Origin of the sequence: Candidatus Nitrosopumilus sp., from assembly GCF_965262695.1 — an archaeon.
Classification (GTDB): Archaea; Thermoproteota; Nitrososphaeria; order Nitrososphaerales; family Nitrosopumilaceae; genus Nitrosopumilus.
Genome location: NZ_OZ253550.1, coordinates 1,258,540 through 1,276,680 on the forward strand (window position 1 = coordinate 1,258,540; position 18,141 = coordinate 1,276,680).

Here is an 18,141-nt window from a genome sequence, read left to right on the forward strand (position 1 = left end):
GGAAAACAGAAATGTCTGAGTTACATCGTCACATGGGACTTTTTCACCTTACCATGTATGGTGTAGGATTAATTTTAGGTGCAGGAATCTATGTCTTAATTGGAGAAGCTGCAGGATTTGCAGGCAATTCAATGTGGATTTCTTTTTTGTTGGGCGCAATTGTCGCAATTTTTGCTGGATTAAGTTATGCAGAGTTATCAGCTTTATTTCCAAAAGCAGCTGCAGAGTATACCTTTGTAAAAAATGCATTCAAGAATAATTTTTTTGGTTTCATTATAGGATGGTTAACAGCAATTACATCGATTATAGTTGCTGCCACTGTTTCGTTAGGGTTTGGAGGTTATCTAACTCAGTTTATTGATTTACCAATTACAATTGGAGCAGTTTTTCTAATCATAATTTTATCGATTGTCAATTTTGTTGGGATAAAAGAATCTGCGTGGGCAAATACCATATTTGCATTAATTACTGCAGCAGGACTTGTTCTAATTATTTTCCTTGGTTTTTCAATGGAACCAGTTGAAACAATTGATTACTTTGAAGCACCAAGTGGAATTACAGGTATAATTTTAGCATTTGTGTTGATTTTCTTTGCATTTATTGGATTTGAAGATATGGCAAATGTTGCTGAAGAGGTTAGAAAACCAAAGAAAACAATTCCAAGAGCAATAATTTTGTCAATAGTCATCACTGCAATAATTTACGTTTTAGTTTCTTTAGCATCAATTCGAATTTTGAATTGGGGGGATCTAGCTGCATCATCAGCCCCTTTAGCAGATGTTGCACATTCAGCAATAGGCACGAATGGTAGTATCACACTTTCGTTAATTGCACTTTTTGCTACAGCAAGTACGGTTCTAATTACATTAGTTGCAGGTGCCAGAATCCTATATGGAATGGCAAAAAGCAAGTCTCTTCCTGAATTTTTAGGTAGAGTTCATCCTAAAACAAAAACACCGTGGATTGCAGTAATTGCAATTTTAGTTACTTCAATAGGATTTGCTTTTGTTGGAGATATAGTAATTATTGCAAATATTGTAGTTTTTGCAGTTGTCATTACTTTTGCAGCAATTAACTTGGCAGTAATTGTTCTTAGATATACAGAACCAATTTTAGAAAGACCATTTAGAGTTCCAGTAAATATTGGAAAATTCCCAATTTTGCCATTATTTGGATTTGGAACAACTGTTTACATGGCATTGCAATTTGAGGTTGAGGTAGTTCTTGTTGGATTAATAATTATTGCAATTGGAGCAGTTCTGTATTTAATTTTAAGAAGAAGAAAAGATTTTATGAATTCTGACTAGTTCTTTTTAGATTTTGCAAGTGCAATAATTGCAATTGCTATTCCTATTAGTCCAACACCGATTCCTGCATAACCCATATCCATTTGTTGTTTAGTTTCTTCTAGATTATTGACAGAGTCTTTCAGATCACCAATATCCTCAATTAATGCAGTATGTCCATCAATCATTTGTTGGACGGTAATATCAGAAGGTTCAGGAAATTCAATGTAGGAACGTTCTGCAACTTTTGGAGGATGCATAGATAGACTGATTGGTGTCTCATTAATTGATCCTAACACGTTTGCTTGGTAAAATCCAGATACAGTTGGATTTACAAATGCATAATATTTTCCAGGAACATTATGATCAGGTGAAAGTGGAAGGGTGATACTTTCATCTTTGTAGATTAATTGCATCTTTACTGTTTTTTTCAAACCTTCAACTCCATTTTGAAAATCTTGAGATTCAGCACATTTGATAGGTTCTGGGATTTCTGGACATGGGTTCATAGGACTGACATAGAATTCAATTGCATTAGTTTCTCCAGAAACAACTGGTTCGTTCATCCAACCAATTTCTACCCTATATTCTCCTACTGCGTCTACAGTGTGGCCATAAGCAACACCAAATGAGCTGGGAATTAGCAATAACAGGAATAGAATTTTGAAGTTCATATTAAAAAAAGCCATATTTGATTTTAAAAATGTTCTATGTTTGAAGAATAGTTTTGATACTTGTACCAATTATGCATCAGCATACATTGAAACTTCCCAAGCAGTAGGAGTTTGTGCGAACGCAACATATTCTTTGTATTTTAGTTCAGAATAAACATCAAGAAAGTCTTTAGTGAAAATATCTTCAAGAAATTTTGAATCAGATGATAAAGAGTCAAGGGCACCTTTTAGTGAAACAGGTAATGAGCCAATTTTGTATTCTCTTTTCTTTTCTGTAGAAAGTTTGTATACATTTTCTTCAATTGGGTCACCGGGATCAATTTTATTTTTAATTCCATCCAAACCTGCAAGTAATAATGCAGCCTCTAGAAGATAGATATTTGCAGTAGGATCAGGAACTCTATATTCAAGCCTCTTACTTTTTTCTTGGTTTCTATTATACATTGGAACTCTAATTGCAGCAGATCTATTTGCCAATCCCCAACAAACATTGACAGGTGCTTCAAATCCTGGAACAAGACGTTTGTAGGAGTTTGTGGTTGGGTTTGAAATCGCACACAAAGCTGATGCATGACTTAAAATTCCTCCAATATAGTATCTTCCAGTTTGACTCATTTGTGCAAGTTCATCATTTTCATCATACATTGCATTTGAATCCCCATTCCACAAGCTTTGATGAGTATGCATTGCTGATGCATTATCACCAAAAATTGGTTTTGGCATAAATGTTGCAACTTTATTTTTTCGTTTAGCTTTAACTTTTACCAAATTTTTTACTCCAATTACATGATCTGCCATTTGTATCATTTCGTCATATACAAGATTAATTTCACATTGACCAGATGTTGCTACTTCATGGTGTTCAGCTTCTATTTTAATTCCAAAGTAATTGTACAAATCATCACATACATCTTTTCTAAATCCCTCAAGTGTATCTTTAGGCTGAGATGGATAGTATCCTTCTTTGATATCTATGGCAGTACTAACATTTCCTTTAGCCCAAGGGGATTCTTTAGATTCTATGGAATAACCAGAACCACCATACGAATGCGTTGCAGCATATGGTGAGGGATAAACATTGATAGTATCAAAGACAAAAAATTCTATTTCAGGTCCCCAGTTTGTATGAGTAAATCCAAATTCTTCAAGTTTCTTTGATGCTTTGTATGCAATACCTCTTGAATCTCTATTGTATCTTGAACTTTCAGCTGTACTGCCATCATACAAATCACAAAATATTCTAGCATTTTTCCTATGACCAGGATCATAGTCAGATGGAAGGATTTTGAATGAATTTGGATCAGGCATTAAGATCATATCAGAATTATTTACAGATTTGAATCCAACAATTGAACTTGCGTCTAATTTTTCAAGACCATTAACAAAACTATTTTTATCAATTGCATAGCTGGGCATTCCAACGTTATGTAATTCACCAAAAATATCTACAAACCAAAAATCAATAAATGAAATTTTTTCATCTTGGATAGCTTGTAATACTTGATCTGCGTTCAATTGATATTTTTAGAAAATCAGTTTACTAATGTTATCAAGTAAGATAGATTTGTCAAGATGGTCAGGTAAATTAGAAAAATTATCGAAATTAACTACTTTTTGATGCTTTTATGGCGTCTAATTCATCTTCAAAAAAGAATTTGTCACCAAATGCTGGTTTTAGATCATCTAACCAAATTGCATTTTCATCATATTTTGCAAAAAATGGTTCTTTAACCCAATTTGGGTTTCGTCCTTGCAAAAATCTCAAAATTAGTAATTTTTCACCATTAAATTCTGTAGTTCCAACGACTTGTACTTTTCCAGGTGTTGCAGACATACTAGGTCCACGAACAGTTCTTCCCAATCCACTAACAGATGAATATGCTTGACTAAAGATTTCATATGCTCTAACTAGAGGAACACCAAAGTAATGTTGAGCACCTGTATCCCTTACTACAAACATGTAGTATGGTATACAGCCAAGTTGAACTTGTTTTGTCCACATTTTTGCCCACATCTCTGCATCATCATTGATATGAGCTAAAATTGGTGATTGAGTTCTAATCTGTGCACCTGTTTTCCTTACTTCTTTAATTGCAGATTGTACAGCATCAGTAGATAATTCGTTTAGATGGTTAAAATGAGCCATAAATGCTAGATGTAAACCACTATCAGTGATCTTTTTGAAAACTTCTAACATTTCTTGAGAATCAGAATCTGTTAAAAATTTGTATGGCCAATAAGAAAGAGCTTTTGTTCCAATTCTAATAGTTTTGAGATTTGGTAATTTTGATTCAATTAAAGCATCAACATATTTTGAAAACATTTTTGCTTTCATTATCATCGGATCACCACCAGTAAAAAGAACATCAGTAATTTCAGGATGTTCGGAAACATATTGAACAAGTTGTTCACCCTCCTGCATTGCAAATTTCATTTCATCCATTCCCACAAATTGTGGCCATCTGAAACAAAAACTACAGTATGCATGACAAGTTTGACTTTGACTTGGAAAGAACAAACAAGTTTCTTTGTATTTGTGTTGCATTCCATACAGTTTTGTGCCATCTCTTAAAGTTGGAACATTTAGTTCCATTTGTCCTGCAGGATGAGGATTAAGTTGTAAACGAATTTCATTTGCAACAGTTGCAATTTCTTTTTTATCAGAAGTATTTTTTAGGGTATTTTCCATTTTTGAATAATGTTCTGGTTTTAGCATTCCTCTTTGAGGAAATGTCAATACGTACATTGGATCAGTAGGAATTTTATCCCAATCAATTAATTGTTCAACAACATAGTTGTTTGCCTTAAATGGCAAAATATTTCCTACAACTTCCATTTCAAATTGTTTTTCCTCAGAAAGATTTTGAATTTGTGGAAGATCACGGAAATTTGAGAGTGTAAATGATTTTAGTGAAGGAGAATCATTCCAAACTGATTCTTGATAGGTCATTTAGTAATTAGTCCATTTACCCTTGTTAAAGGTTACAGGCTCAATACGCATAAAATTTTTTGATAAATAATGATAATATGCCTTAACGTTTGTATTCTAGGATATGAATTGGAGTAAGATGGTGATTAGTTATGGCTGAAGAAGAATTATCTCAGATTTCAGTTGGAGAATTTGAAACTGTTTCTCAGCTTGTAGCATCTTCAGAATCACTACAACTAGCATTCATCATTATGATAGTTGGGATTGTTGGGATTGTTGTTGGATATAGAAAATTTTCATTTTGGGTAGGTTCACAAAAATTCTATTATCAAAAACCACATTTCTCAAGATTTCTTAGAAGAGCTGTTTTACCTTTCTTTGCGATTGCGTTAATTACAGCAATTAATGTTCATGTTCAAACAGGCGTTCTATTAGGAGAAGATCTCACAATAGTTGGCAACGAAGATGTATCTCCTCATGAAATGTTTGCCAAAATTCTCAATACTTTCAATATTCTTGTTATTGGTTATACAATATCACATCTTATCCCCATAGCTCTTACTAAACGTGATAAATCAATTTTAGAAAAGGAGGATTTTGATGCATGGTTTGAAATGCGTGGATTTGTAGATGATGATGGTGACCTGTTTCACAAATTGTACAAATGGGTACCACCCAAAATTACACCTGAAGATATTGATGAAGATGAATTCAAAGAGATGTTAAAGTCTCAAGAAGGAATGCAAAAATTAGAACAATTTCGAACTACAAAAGGAAATCCCATTGGAGGATATGAGAAATTAGTTGATACTCCATTTGAAGAATGGAAAAAATCAGAACGTGCAAAATATGAAAAATATTTCCAAAATTGTATTAAAGGACACAATCAATCAGGTAGAAAATTAAGACCTGGTGCAAAACCAGATGAAATTTTTCCTATAGATGTCTGGCGAGAAGAAAAACGTATGCACGGTTATGAACCAATTATTCCAAGTTCTCGTCCTCCAGGTTATGCAAAGAAGAAAAGAGAAGGTATTCCAAAATCTGCAAAACAGGTTCTACCAATAGGGATTTTTGTTGCTACAATTTTGGGAGTTGTTGCATGGTGGGGAGTAGATTTGATAGTAATTGCTACTGCAACAGGTGGTTTTTCAATTGGTTTAGGTTTAGCATTACAAGAAACGATGCAGAATTATTTTGCATATATTATGATTAGAAAAGATAAGATCGTTATAGAAGGTGACAGAATACAGTTAGATTCTGGATATAATGGGTATGTGCACAAAATAACTCCTAGAGTTACTTATGTTAGAGATGCTTTGCATGAATCAATTGCAATTATTCCAACAAGACAACTAGTTTCAGCACAAATTGTTAATTATACAAAAGAAAACAAGCTTGTTCCAGCAATAGTAAAGGTTGGTGTTTCATATCTTAACAATCCTCGTCAAGTAGCATCAATTTTAGTAAAAGTTGGAAAAAGAGGAATGAAGGAAATTATAGATTCTAAGGGAAGACATCTAGTAAGACAAAACAGATGTCCATATTTAGATCAAAATAAACCAAGTTGTGGATGTGATAAAGAACTTCATGTTGAAGTTGTTCAACCAGTAGTTAGATTTAGTGACTTTAATGATTCATCACTTGACTTTTCAATGTGGGTATATGTCAGAGATTACGGTGCACAATTCAAAACGAAAACTGATTTGAGAATGATAATGTATGAAGAGTTCAAGAAATATGATATTAGAATTCCATGGCCAATTAGAACTGTCTATCAGGGTGATGAAAAGAAAGAATTTGATGAGATTAGTCAAAGAGATCCTGATAGAGACAAAGTAATTGATGAATACGGTATGGGAGATATTGGACGTGGAGAAGGAGAAGACTAGTCTAATTTTTCTCAAAACTTAAGAATCCCATTAAATCACATTTTCTTGTTGACTAAATTATCAGTAATTTGTGGTAAGGCATCTGAAGATTTAGGAAAAAAATTAGCTAGAAAGACTAAAGCAAATTTAGTAAAATCAGATGTAAGGATTTTTCCAGATGGAGAAAGTAAAATCACACTAAAAGGAACTATATCTAAAAAAAAATCAATTGTTGTTCAATCAATTTATCCACCTGTTGATACAAATCTTGTTCAAGCATTATCACTAATCTCAAAAGCAAAAGAAACATCATCTGAAGTAATTGTTGTAATTCCCTACATGGGATATGCCAGACAAGACAAAGAGTTTTTGCCAGGAGAAATTGTTACTATGAAGGTTTTAGCAAAATTATTCAAAGGTGCAGGTGCGTCAAAACTCATTGCTGTTGACATTCACAGTTTAATTGGACTCAGATACTTTACTATAAAATCAAAAAATGTATCAGCTGTACCAGACTTAGCTGCGTATTTTAAAAAACTGAGCCTGAAAAATCCACTAATTGTTTCACCCGATCAAGGTGGAAAAGAAAGAGCAAGAGAATTTGCAAAAGAGATGGGAATAGAATACATTGCGTTACAAAAAAAAAGAGATAGAAAAACAGGTAAAGTTCAGATAAAAACAAAAAAAGCTGATGTCATGGGACGTGATTTGATTTTAGTTGATGATATGATCAGTACTGGTGGAAGTATAGTTAATGCAACAAAATTTCTAAAAAAAGAAAAATGCAAAAGAGTTTTTGTTGCATGTACACATGCACTTTTGATGAATAATGCTGAAAAGAAAATAAGGAAATCAGGGGTTGCAAGAATTATAAGTGCAAATACAATTCCAGGTAAAACATCAATAGTTGATGTGTCAAATACAATTGCAAAGGCAATAGTATAATGCCAGAAAGTTTTTTTGTATTATCTAAAGATCAATTAGAAATTGCAATAGATGAAATTAGTGCCATTGCTAAAACTTTTGATAGATTTTCTAAAATTAAAGTTATTTCAAATTTAGTAATTGTTCAATCAAAAACTAATTGGTACGAAATTTCAAAAAGGGCATCATTTGTAAAGGCTTCAGGGCAAATATTACGAAAAATGTCTGGATTGTTTTTAGATGAAGGAAATTTTGAAATATTAAAAAATACAAAATCATTTGTTTGCAGAATTATCAACTTATCGTCAAATCAGTTTGACATACCAGAATTAGAAAATTCTATGGGTGATATGATTTCAAAATTCTCTAATGCAAAAGTTAAACTTGAAAATCCAGACATCACAGTATATCTAATTTTTACAAATAAAGAAAATTTTTTCGGATTTTCCAAAATAATAAAGGAGAAAAAGAGACCAAAAAAAGCAATATCTCAGCCACATGAATTAGATTGGAAATTAACAAGAGCAATGATTAACCTAATTGGACTAAAAAAAGGTGAAACAGTCTGTGACCCATTTTGTGGTACAGGTACGACGCTTTTAGAGGCAGAATCAATGGACATTCATGGAATTGGCTTAGATTTTGATGAAAAAATGGTTGAAATCACAAAAAAAAATCTTAAAGAAAATGGATACAAATCAAAAGTAATTCATTCAGATTTTCAAGAAATTAAGAATATATCTAATAAATTTGATGGTGTTGTCACAGATTTTCCATATGGAAAAAATACAAAGACATCAGAAAAACCTGAAGAAATTATAAAGAGATTTGTGACTATTATGCCAAAAAGAAAGAAGATGGCTATAATGTACAAAAAAGAATTTGGAGACAATCTAAAACTAAAAGGATTAAAAAAATATCAGATCTATAGGCATAAAAGCTTGACAAGGACAATTTTGATAAAATGAAACTTGTATTTTTAGGAACTTCAGCTGCACAACCAACTGAGAATAGAGGGTTATCATGTATTTGTTTAGAAAGAGAAGGGGAAATTCTCATGTTTGATGCAGGAGAAGCTGCACAGATTGCATATATGAAATCAGGATTAGGTTGGAATAAAAAAATGAAAATTTTTGTAACACATCTTCATGGAGATCATTGTGTAGGGATTTTAGGATTATTACAAACGATGTCTATGCAAAATAGAACTGAGACATTAGAGATTTTTGGACCTAGTGGGATTGAAGAATTTATTGCTGCAAACATCAAAGTTTTGAATTTTGGGTTATCATTTCCTATTATAATTAATACAATTAAAGATGAAAAAATATTTGAAAATAAAAAATTTTCAATACATGCATGCAAAGCAAACCATTCAATTGTGGCATTTTCATATCTATTCGAAGAAAAAGACAAACCTGGTAGATTTAATGTTGAAAAAGCTAAGGAATTAGGAATACCTGAAGGAGAATTATGGAATAAACTTCAAAATGGAAATGAAATTAGAATTAATGAAAAAATAATAAAACCTGAAGATGTGTTAGGAGAAAAACGTCCAGGTAAGAAAATAGGTATTTCAGGAGATACAATGCCAACAAAAGAATTAGAGGAATTTTTTGAAGAATGTGATTATCTTGTATTTGATTCTACATTTCTTGAGACTGAAAAACAAAAGGCCCAAGACACATCTCACTCAACTGCAAAGCAAGCTGCTACATTAGGAAAAAATGCTAGAGTGAAGAATCTAATCTTAACGCATTTTTCAGCAAGATACAAAGATGAAGTTGAACATTTGAAAGAGGCAAATGAAATTCATAATTCAGTAATTACTGCAAAAGATCTTTTGGAAATAGAGATTAAATGATGTTTGAATCACTTAAAGATCAAATAAAGAATTTTCAAAAAATTGTTTTTGTTACAGGTGCAGGGATTTCTCAAGAGAGTGGAATTCCTACATTTAGAGGTAAAGATGGCCTATGGAGAAATTATGATGCCATGAAATTGGCTACAATAGATGCCTTTTATGATAATCCTAAGCTTGTTTGGGAGTGGTATAATGAGAGGAGAAGTAATATTTTTTCGGCAATTCCAAATAATGGACATAGAGCAATTGCAGAACTTGAGAAATTTGCAGATGTTGTAGTTTTAACACAAAATATTGATGGATTACATCAAAAAGCAGGTAGTACCAATGTATTAGAATTGCATGGAAGTATTGTAAAAATCAAATGTACTGTTTGTGATTTTCATGATGAAATTATGACAGAGTTTTCTGAAAATCCTCCTTTATGTAAATGTGGAAATATTTTAAGACCAGATGTTGTTTGGTTTGGAGAATCTCTCCCACAAGATGTATGGCAAAAAGCAATAATTCATGCAAATCAATCAGATTTAATGATAATTGCAGGAACATCACTTGTAGTATCGCCTGCAAACACCATTCCAATATATGCAAAACAAAACAATGCAATGCTAATAGAAGTTAATCCAGAAAATACTGAAATGTCATCAGAGATGGATTTGACAATAAGAAATATTAGTGCAAAAGCACTTCCAGAATTTGTTTCATTGTTTAAAACAAATTAGATTATGATTGTGAGAATATTCCATTAATGTGCGAATCAGAAGAGTCACCAGGATTAAACACTGATGATGTAACGGTACCATAATCTTTGTGTTCAACTATCATATCTACATAATATGGAATACCAGAAATATCATGTACAATTGTTTCAAAATTTGAAGTGAAAAATGTTCCAGAAAAAATTTCTTTTTCGTTGGTTCTAATAACTACATCAACACTTTCTGTTTTTCCACTTGAATCAGAATATTGAAGAAGGATTTCATCGTTTGATTCTTGTGTAGTAGATAATGACAATGTTTCATGAATTAATGGAGATTGGCTTTCTGAGATTGTTGATTGAGATTGTGAAGATTGAGTAGTTGGTTTGGATTCAGAGTTGTCTGAAAAGATATTTTTAATTGATTCTATAGGATTGAGGTTTGAAATTTCTTCACTAATAATTTTTTGAGAAGACTCTTTGGTTTCAATTATTTCATCACTTATTTTATCTCCAGTTTCATTGATTTCTTCAGTTATAGCATTACTTGTCTTATCAACAATTTTATCAATTGATTGATCAATTCGTTTTTCAACAGAATCAGATGCTTTAGCACCAAAATTTGATACGTCCGTCTTGATGGAATCAACTACAGTAGCAGATGTTGATGGAAATATGGTACCTATCTCATTGGAGAAGACCATTCCTCCAAGAATAATTATTCCTGCAATTATGCCTAATTTTATGAACATTTGTTAATAATCCAAAAAAATAGATTTTAGATTCATACTAAAAAAAATAGTCAAAAATGATTGAATTTTCTTAGCTAATTTTCATCACCATACACAAACCAATCAATAATTTCATCAATTTTTGATGAAGTGAAAATGACTTTGATTGGTCCTAATGGAGATTCCTCAGATTCCTCACAAATGGCTATTTTTTCTACAAATGCAGCTTGCTTATTTAGATAAAACCAAGTTGAATCGTTTCTTAGGTTTTTTTGCATGTTTCTTCGAAATGTTTTTTGAGATTGTTTTGAATGAACTGCCTCGTATATCTTTTCTAAAGAATTCAGATCTTTTGATTCTGCAAAAATTGAAGAATTTTCAATTTTAATTTTAGAATATGGAAAAATATTTGATATTGATTTTTGAATTTTTTCAGAATCTTCTGAGGGGTTTATTGCACAATACATTTCAATTTTACAATTAAAATTTGGAATCTTCATTCTACCCAACTTTGGATAATTTCATGTGCTGATTCTATTAGTTCATCTTTTGTTAATCCAATATTTGATATTGCATAATCAGATAATGCAATAGAGTTACTAATTCCGACGCCTAATTCACGATTATCTCTTTCCTCAAAATGCTCTTTCGTTTGAGGATCATCTGATCTACCTCTCTTTTGTAAGAAATCAAATCTAGTATCAGTTGATGCATGAATAGCTAATAGTTTTACGTTTCCAATCTTTTTAAGAACTTCAATCTCATCATTTGAACGAACACCATCAATCAAAATTACATTAGAAGTTGATGATTCAATTTGTGGTTTTACTAATTCTGCTACTGCACCAGGTCCATTTTTTTCTCTAAGTTCAAGCATTAACTTTCCAAGATTTGATCTGGATGGTTCCAAGTTTCTTTTTTTAGCTTCTTCTCTTACAGCGTTTCCCATATTGACAATATCATATCCTCTTGGTTTTAGTCCTTCAGCAATAGTAGATTTTCCAGCTCCTGGCATGCCTGTTAAACACACAATTAGTTTTGTCATTGTAAATCAAAAACTAAGCTCGTCTATGAAGCTACCGGAAATTATTATAAAGATACATCAAAGAAAGTTGTAATGCGAACTTTTGTGGCAGTTGAAATTTCAAATGATGACGTAAAAAATGCGGTAAAGAATTTTCAAAATAATTTGAAAATTGATGCAAAATCAATAGATGCAGGACAATTGCATTTTACATTACAATTTTTAGGTGAAATTTCAGATGAAGTAGTGCAAAATGTTATAGAATCATTACAAACAATCAAGTTTTCTGAATTTAGAATAAAATTGAAAGGTGTAGGAGCATTCCCCAAGCCCAAATTTCCACGAGTAGTTTGGATTGGAACAGATGAAGAAGGAGGGAGGAACCTAATTGAATTAGCAAAAAAGGTACAAAACGTGTTAAAACCATTAGGATTGGTTTCGGACAAACCATTCAAACCTCATATTACAATATTTAGAATTAAAAAGAAGATTGGGGATATAACAAAAGAATTGGATGAACAAAGACATGTAGATTTTGGAATACAGAAGATTTCTAGCATAAAATTGAAAAAAAGTGAACTTACATCTAGTGGACCAATCTATTCTAATTTAGAGGAGGTAATAGCGGTAAAATGAAGAAAATAATTTCTAATGTTATGAAGAATGTTATTCCCACAAAAACAGTAAAAAAATCAAAAAAACAAATTGCAGAATCAGCGTTGGAATTAGTTAAGAAAGAAATTGAAAAGTTTCCTGAAGTTATTGGATTAGAATTTGGAGGGTCATTTGCTAAAGGTACATGGTTATCAAAGGATGCAGATGTTGATATTTTTGTTAGGTTCAAAAAATCTACATCAGAAGAAAAATTTGAAAGAATTTCTAAAAAGATTGGTTTTGATTCATTGAAAAAATTTTCTCCATACGTAAGATACTCTGAACACCCATATGTTGAGGCTAAAATAAAGGACACTAAGATCAATGTAGTTCCATTTTACGATGTTAAAGTTGGAGAATGGAAAAGTGCTGCAGACAGGTCACCATTCCACACAAAATTCATGTCAAAGTCATTAACACCAAAAATGAGAGATGAAGTTAGAATTTTGAAAACATTTCTAAAAGCAAATCAAATTTACGGTGCTGAAATTGCAAAACAAGGATTTAGTGGATATATTTCAGAAGTTTTAATTTTACATTTTGGAAGTTTTGAGAACATCATAAAATCAATTTCTAAAATTGAAGAAAATCAAGTGATTGGGAAAACTACAAAGAAATTTGATACGTCTTTAGTAATAATTGACCCAATAGATAGTAACAGAAACTTAGCTGCAGCAATTTCTGATGAAAATATTGGGAAATTCATTCTTGTTTGCAGAGCTTTTAAAGAAAATCCAAAATTAGAATTCTTTAAGAACAAGAAATCAAAAATCTCAACCAAACATTGGGAAAATTTGCTATCAATAAAATTTAGTTTTAAAACTAGAAGTCCAGATATAATTTGGGGACAAATTAAGAGAGCTACTTCCTCACTGAGTACACAGTTAGAATTAGCTGGTTTTACGGTACTAAGAAGTAAAGCTTACACAGACCAACAAAAGGATGTCTATCTCTTTTTCTTTTTAGAATCAACTAAAATTTCTGATGTTCATGTAAAAAATGGACCAGAGTTTTTCAGAGAAGGCAGTTCTAAGAGTTTTATTTCTAAAAATCTTTCAGATGCAGAATTGATCTGGGTTGGTAAAAATAAAAAAATTATTTCTCTAGAAAAGAGACAACATACTGATGCAGGTAAATTCATGACTAAATTTTTGAAAGATAATCTTCAAACAGGCATGCCAAAAGGCCTTCAAGCTGACTTTAAACGAGGTTCCAAAGTTGGTGTTGGAAAAAAAGGGTTAAACAAATCAATTAAAGAGGTTGCAAGTGAGTTGATCTCAACAGATGGCACATTCCTTCATTTCAATTAAGAAATTTGTAGATGAACCATACTCAGAAATTCTTGGATATCCAAAAGCAACATCACGTCAAATAAAATCTCGAATTAATGAATTAGAAAAATTAAAAATTAAATCAATTTCCTTAACTGGTCCAATGACATTAGGAAAATTGGAGATTCTTGGAAAAGGATACGTAGGCGTAGTTGTTCTTGCAAAAAAAGGAAGTAAAGTAGTTGCATTAAAAATTCGAAGAACAGATTCACAAAGAAAAGAAATGAGGAGTGAGGGTGATTTATTGAAATTTGTAAATTCAGTAAGTGTTGGGCCAAAAATGCTTGATGTAAGTAAGAATTTTTTGATGATGGAATACATAGAAGGGGAAAAAATTATTGATTGGGTAAATTCTCTAAAAGGAGTAGGTAGTGTAAAAAAATTAAAATCAACAATAAGAGAAATTCTCAAGGATTGTTACAATTTAGATCAAATTGGTTTTGATCATGGTGAATTAAGCAATATTTCAAAACATGTCATTGTTGGAAAAACAAAATCTACTCTAATTGATTTTGAAAGTTCCAGTGTTAAAAGAAGACCATCAAATGTAACGTCAGTTACTCAAGCAATTTTTATTGGTTCAGGAATCGCAAAAAAAGTACAAAAAATTTACAAGAATCCATCCAAAGAAAAGATTATTGATGCTCTAAAACACTATAAGCAAGAAAAAACTCTTGAAAACTTTGAAAAACTCTTGAAAACTTTGAAATTGTAATGGGACCGGCAGGATTTGAACCTGCGACCACTAGTCCCCCAGACTAGTATCATACCAAGCTAGACGACGATCCCTTGTCTCAGAGACACAAAATGAAATTATTAAATCGTCGTATTAACAAACAAAAAGTGTGAAAATTTGTAATATTTGTCATAAAATCTCTGCGACAGGAGAAGATCATATAGATTGCATTCAAAAACGAAGTATAGAGTTAGAAGCTGAAGATTTCAAAAATAATATTCCTGAAAAACTAAATCTTTCTAAAAATGATAAAGATCTTGGTGTTGAAATGAAAGCTGTTTTAGAACATCTGGCAAGAGAAAAAGAAAATTCTGATTGATTAAAGCCATTTGGAAAGTCTTTCTTTTTCAAATTCTAATTTACTTGAAAGATTTTCAGAAGTTTGTTCAGAAATACTAGTAGAAGGTTCTGGTTGTGAAAACATATCAACTTCAATTACTGAAGCTGTATCTCGTCCTGATTCAATAAAACAGCCTCCTTTTCCATCAAATAATTCAGATTCTTCTTTTGATTGAAGTTTTGATATAATATTTTTTGCAACAGTTATGCCCTCGCCTTCTGCAAAAATTCCAGCCTTTGGCACTGCCTTATTTTCTGTGACTACTAAACTGGTAACATCACCTACTGCAAATACATCTTCAAACGGAGTTTTACAATCTCTATCAATTGGAATAAATCCGGGTTCTTTAGCTAATCCAGAATCATAGATTACTTTTGGTGCAATATGAGGTGGAACAGCTAAAAGTAAATCAAATTCAGCTTCACCATTTTCAAAAATTAATTTGTTTGATTCAACTGATTTTATTTTAGATGAATTGTGAAAAATAATTTTTTCAGAATTTACTAGATCGAGAATTTGTTTGCTAACTTCTGGACCAGCTGCAGGTAATGTAATTGGAGCTGGACTGTAAAAGTCAATTTGAACAGAATTACGCACTCCACGTTTTCTGAGCATAGAATCTATCAATAAACTAGCCTCAAATGGTGCTGGAGGACATTTGTATGGCATTCCCATTATTGAAATGGCAATTTTTCCAGAATCAATATTTTGGAGTTTGTCGTGAATTTCTGAAAGTTGATTATGGTCATATAGATTGAATCCATTTTCTGTTAATCCAGGAATTTTTTGTGGAGCTAAAACTGCACCTAATGACATTACAAGAAAATCATAAGAGATGTTTTCTTGTTTAGTCTTGACATATTTGTTTTGAAGATCAATTGACAATATCTCATCTTGTAAGAAGTGGATTTCTTTTTTTTCTAATTGATTTAGATGGCCAATAGAATTTTCAAAGGTTCGTGTTCCATTTATTATCCATAATTTTGCAAATCCTACCATAAACCAGTCTTTTTTATCAATAATGGTGATTTTTACTTGTGAAGAAGCCAATGAGTTTCTAATCTCATTTGCAGTAGCAAGTCCACCAAAACCTCCTCCCAAAATTACAACATGTGGAATATCTGTCAAGTTAACGTTCTTGTGTTGTTGGTCTTATCAAAATTTCATTAACATTAACATAAGATGGTGAGTCTACTGCAAACAAAATTGCGTTTGCTATATCTTCAGCATGCAAGGCTTCCATCTTTGCTGCATTCTCTACAAATCCTTTTAGAGATTCATCTGTAATTGTATTATTGAGTTCTGTATCTACAACTCCAGGTTCAATACTTGTTACTCTAATGTTTGAACGAACGCTAAATTCTTGTCTTAATCCCTCACTAAATGCTGCAACTGCATGCTTTGTTGCACAATAAACACTTCCAGCAGGAAAAACTATCCTTCCTGCTACAGACGATAAATTAACAATGTGACCTGATTTCTTTTCTTTCATGTGAGTGATAACTGCTGCAGTAGAATACAATACACCTTTGATATTTACATCAACCATTCTATCCCATTCATCTACTTTGAGATTCTTGAAGAAGCTCAAAGGCATGAGTCCTGCATTATTTACTAAAATATCAATAGAATTCCATTTTTCTAAAACAGCTTTTGCAAAATCATCACATTCTGATTTTTTTGTAACATCCAGTTTTTGATAAAACACTTCTCCGCCATTTTCAGTTATTTTTTTTGCGAGTTCTTCTAATTTATCAACTCTTCTAGCACCAATAGCAACTTTAGCACCTGCTTTTGATAATGCTAAGGCGGTGGCAAATCCAATACCACTACTTGCTCCAGTTATTATTGCTACTGTATCTTTAATCAATTAGTCACACTGAATTTTGACATCGTAAAAATGTTTAGCCAAGAAAAACAATCCTCAAGAAAATACTGGCAACTTTATTAAAAGAAAAATAGTAAATGAAATTGTGAAGTCTGAAAAATGTGCATATTGTGGCGATTTAACTGATTTGCCATTTCAATGCAATTACTGCAAAGATCCTTTTTGTTCAGAACATAGACTTCCTGAAGAACATAGATGTGTTAAACTAAGCCAAATACGTGCAAAAAGATTTGGTGAAAAGAAAGTTATCAGAGATGGAGGAAGGGACAGACCAAATATTTTTAGAAGAATTTTTGGGCGTTTTTAGTAAGGGCTTTTTTCAGGTGAAATTTTTGCACGTCTTCCTTGATAAATTAATGCAATAGCAAGTGCAAACATTACCATTGCGGTTAATGGGAAGTTTTGAGGTGCAGGTAAAATGAACCAATAGTATACTCCAAAGCCAATTGAGACTGCAGCTTGTGTCCACAATTTTATCCATTTAGGAGCTTTTACTGCTCTACTAATACCCTCAACAAGAAAAATTCCAATCACAGGATAAATTGTATAAAAAAGAAAATCAATTACATCAACACCTGTATGAGACATGTAATTAGAAATGAATTAGGTATAATTTCTATCTAATCTTCCAAACGAACTTTTGTTGCAGCATTTTTAGCAATTAACGCCTGTGCATTTTCATATGGAATAGTAGCAATATCCTCAGTTTTGAATGGCCCATATTTTTCAAGGTCAGCACCTACAATTTCATCTACTTCTTGTAAAAATCTCACTGTAATTCTCTTTGTTTTATGATTCTGAGATAGAGACTCAAGGAACTTTGATTTTCCATTAATTGTTGCTGAAAGAATCATTTCTTTTCTATCTTTTTTTTCTTCTTGAGAATCTAGAATGAATTTTTCTTCATCAAGAAGATAACCAATTTCCAAATCTTTTGATTTTGAAATTTTTTCTAATCTAATATTTATCAGTAAAGATGCTAGTTCTGTAGCCATTTCTATCATAGTGTCTTTGATTTTACTTTCAACACCATCAAACTCCTGTTTTTTCAGATTTCCTATAAAGTCAGAGAGATTTCTGTAAAAGTTAGGATCTATTTCCAATAAGGAGTCATCTTCACTTTCTCGTAATACTATGTGATGCAGATAGTTGATATCGATTTGATTTGTTTCGGACATTTCTTACCTAATCC

General features: G+C 31.9%; 21 protein-coding genes and 1 tRNA gene. 11 read left to right on the plus strand and 11 right to left on the minus strand.

The genetic code is table 11. The features are described from left to right. Positions 1 to 11 precede the first annotated feature (11 nt). Complete coding sequence (locus ACQY2P_RS07680; RefSeq protein WP_428326061.1) at positions 12 to 1,307, plus strand: APC family permease; 1,296 nt, start codon at positions 12 to 14, stop codon at positions 1,305 to 1,307. Here the strand turns inward: ACQY2P_RS07680 and ACQY2P_RS07685 are convergent. The 3 genes from ACQY2P_RS07685 to ACQY2P_RS07695 all read right to left on the minus strand — a co-directional run bounded on the left by ACQY2P_RS07685 (position 1,304) and on the right by ACQY2P_RS07695 (position 4,910). After that, positions 1,304 to 1,960 (minus strand): hypothetical protein, encoded by a 657-nt coding sequence (locus tag ACQY2P_RS07685; RefSeq protein ID WP_428326062.1) that lies wholly within the window; start codon positions 1,958 to 1,960, stop codon positions 1,304 to 1,306. The two genes, ACQY2P_RS07680 and ACQY2P_RS07685, sit on opposite strands and share 4 nt — an antisense overlap. A 69-nt stretch (positions 1,961 to 2,029) precedes the next feature. After that, positions 2,030 to 3,475 (minus strand): type I glutamate--ammonia ligase, encoded by a 1,446-nt coding sequence (glnA, locus tag ACQY2P_RS07690; RefSeq protein WP_428326063.1) that lies wholly within the window; start codon positions 3,473 to 3,475, stop codon positions 2,030 to 2,032. Between the two features lie 88 nt (positions 3,476 to 3,563). Beyond that, a complete protein-coding gene (locus ACQY2P_RS07695; protein ID WP_428326064.1) occupies positions 3,564 to 4,910 on the minus strand; it encodes a KamA family radical SAM protein in 1,347 nt (448 codons plus the stop codon). Positions 4,911 to 5,041: 131 nt separating this feature from the next. Here ACQY2P_RS07695 and ACQY2P_RS07700 point away from each other — a divergent pair, with 131 nt between their 5' ends. The 5 genes from ACQY2P_RS07700 to ACQY2P_RS07720 are packed head-to-tail and all read left to right on the plus strand — an operon-like array spanning position 5,042 to position 10,270. Continuing rightward, the gene (locus ACQY2P_RS07700; protein ID WP_428326065.1) at positions 5,042 to 6,781 is read left to right on the plus strand and encodes a mechanosensitive ion channel family protein; all 1,740 of its coding nucleotides are present in this window, start codon (positions 5,042 to 5,044) and stop codon (positions 6,779 to 6,781) included. Between the two features lie 48 nt (positions 6,782 to 6,829). Continuing rightward, the gene (locus tag ACQY2P_RS07705; protein WP_428326066.1) at positions 6,830 to 7,705 is read left to right on the plus strand and encodes a ribose-phosphate diphosphokinase; all 876 of its coding nucleotides are present in this window, start codon (positions 6,830 to 6,832) and stop codon (positions 7,703 to 7,705) included. Continuing rightward, positions 7,705 to 8,652, plus strand: a complete 948-nt coding sequence (locus ACQY2P_RS07710) for a TRM11 family SAM-dependent methyltransferase (RefSeq protein ID WP_428326067.1) — start codon at positions 7,705 to 7,707, stop codon at positions 8,650 to 8,652. The genes ACQY2P_RS07705 and ACQY2P_RS07710 overlap by 1 nt, the downstream gene beginning before the upstream one ends. Then, a complete protein-coding gene (gene rnz, locus ACQY2P_RS07715) occupies positions 8,649 to 9,548 on the plus strand; it encodes a ribonuclease Z (protein WP_428326068.1) in 900 nt (299 codons plus the stop codon). Before ACQY2P_RS07710 ends, rnz begins: the two co-directional genes overlap by 4 nt. Next, positions 9,548 to 10,270, plus strand: coding sequence for an SIR2 family NAD-dependent protein deacylase (locus ACQY2P_RS07720; protein WP_428327283.1), 723 nt, complete (start codon positions 9,548 to 9,550; stop codon positions 10,268 to 10,270). Before rnz ends, ACQY2P_RS07720 begins: the two co-directional genes overlap by 1 nt. A 1-nt stretch (position 10,271) precedes the next feature. Here ACQY2P_RS07720 and ACQY2P_RS07725 read toward each other — a convergent pair whose 3' ends face one another. The 3 genes from ACQY2P_RS07725 to ACQY2P_RS07735 form a co-directional block, all read right to left on the minus strand. Continuing rightward, a complete protein-coding gene (locus ACQY2P_RS07725) occupies positions 10,272 to 10,997 on the minus strand; it encodes a hypothetical protein (RefSeq protein WP_428326069.1) in 726 nt (241 codons plus the stop codon). 74 nt (positions 10,998 to 11,071) lie between these two features. Further along, entirely contained in the window at positions 11,072 to 11,476 is a 405-nt protein-coding gene (locus ACQY2P_RS07730) for an RNA-binding domain-containing protein (protein WP_428326070.1), read from the minus strand. Next, positions 11,473 to 12,021, minus strand: coding sequence for an AAA family ATPase (locus tag ACQY2P_RS07735; protein WP_428326071.1), 549 nt, complete (start codon positions 12,019 to 12,021; stop codon positions 11,473 to 11,475). Before ACQY2P_RS07735 ends, ACQY2P_RS07730 begins: the two co-directional genes overlap by 4 nt. A 72-nt stretch (positions 12,022 to 12,093) precedes the next feature. On the opposite strand from ACQY2P_RS07735, the gene thpR reads away from it, so the two are divergent. Genes thpR through ACQY2P_RS07750 form a run of 3 tightly spaced genes read left to right on the plus strand, consistent with a single transcriptional unit; the run spans position 12,094 to position 14,700 of the window. Beyond that, complete coding sequence (gene thpR / locus ACQY2P_RS07740; RefSeq protein WP_428326072.1) at positions 12,094 to 12,636, plus strand: RNA 2',3'-cyclic phosphodiesterase; 543 nt, start codon at positions 12,094 to 12,096, stop codon at positions 12,634 to 12,636. Next, a complete protein-coding gene (gene cca / locus ACQY2P_RS07745; protein ID WP_428326073.1) occupies positions 12,633 to 13,964 on the plus strand; it encodes a CCA tRNA nucleotidyltransferase in 1,332 nt (443 codons plus the stop codon). The genes thpR and cca overlap by 4 nt, the downstream gene beginning before the upstream one ends. Beyond that, a complete protein-coding gene (locus ACQY2P_RS07750) occupies positions 13,939 to 14,700 on the plus strand; it encodes a serine/threonine protein kinase (protein ID WP_428326074.1) in 762 nt (253 codons plus the stop codon). The genes cca and ACQY2P_RS07750 overlap by 26 nt, the downstream gene beginning before the upstream one ends. Here ACQY2P_RS07750 and ACQY2P_RS07755 read toward each other — a convergent pair. Beyond that, positions 14,701 to 14,774, minus strand: a tRNA-Pro gene (locus tag ACQY2P_RS07755). A 56-nt stretch (positions 14,775 to 14,830) separates the two neighbouring features. On the opposite strand from ACQY2P_RS07755, the gene ACQY2P_RS07760 reads away from it, so the two are divergent. Then, entirely contained in the window at positions 14,831 to 15,040 is a 210-nt protein-coding gene (locus ACQY2P_RS07760) for a hypothetical protein (protein ID WP_428326075.1), read from the plus strand. On the opposite strand, the gene ACQY2P_RS07765 is transcribed toward ACQY2P_RS07760, so the two are convergent. Together ACQY2P_RS07765 and ACQY2P_RS07770 are read right to left on the minus strand one after the other, a co-directional pair. Beyond that, positions 15,041 to 16,189, minus strand: a complete 1,149-nt coding sequence (locus tag ACQY2P_RS07765) for an NAD(P)/FAD-dependent oxidoreductase (RefSeq protein WP_428326076.1) — start codon at positions 16,187 to 16,189, stop codon at positions 15,041 to 15,043. Between the two features lies 1 nt (position 16,190). Continuing rightward, a complete protein-coding gene (locus ACQY2P_RS07770; protein WP_428326077.1) occupies positions 16,191 to 16,931 on the minus strand; it encodes an SDR family oxidoreductase in 741 nt (246 codons plus the stop codon). 103 nt (positions 16,932 to 17,034) lie between these two features. On the opposite strand from ACQY2P_RS07770, the gene ACQY2P_RS07775 reads away from it, so the two are divergent. Further along, positions 17,035 to 17,256 (plus strand): AN1-type zinc finger domain-containing protein, encoded by a 222-nt coding sequence (locus tag ACQY2P_RS07775; protein ID WP_012216169.1) that lies wholly within the window; start codon positions 17,035 to 17,037, stop codon positions 17,254 to 17,256. Here ACQY2P_RS07775 and ACQY2P_RS07780 read toward each other — a convergent pair. Then, positions 17,253 to 17,537, minus strand: coding sequence for a hypothetical protein (locus tag ACQY2P_RS07780; RefSeq protein ID WP_428326078.1), 285 nt, complete (start codon positions 17,535 to 17,537; stop codon positions 17,253 to 17,255). The genes ACQY2P_RS07775 and ACQY2P_RS07780 overlap by 4 nt on opposite strands. A gap of 32 nt (positions 17,538 to 17,569) precedes the next feature. Continuing rightward, positions 17,570 to 18,127, minus strand: a complete 558-nt coding sequence (locus ACQY2P_RS07785) for a hypothetical protein (protein ID WP_428326079.1) — start codon at positions 18,125 to 18,127, stop codon at positions 17,570 to 17,572. Positions 18,128 to 18,141: the final 14 nt, after the last annotated feature.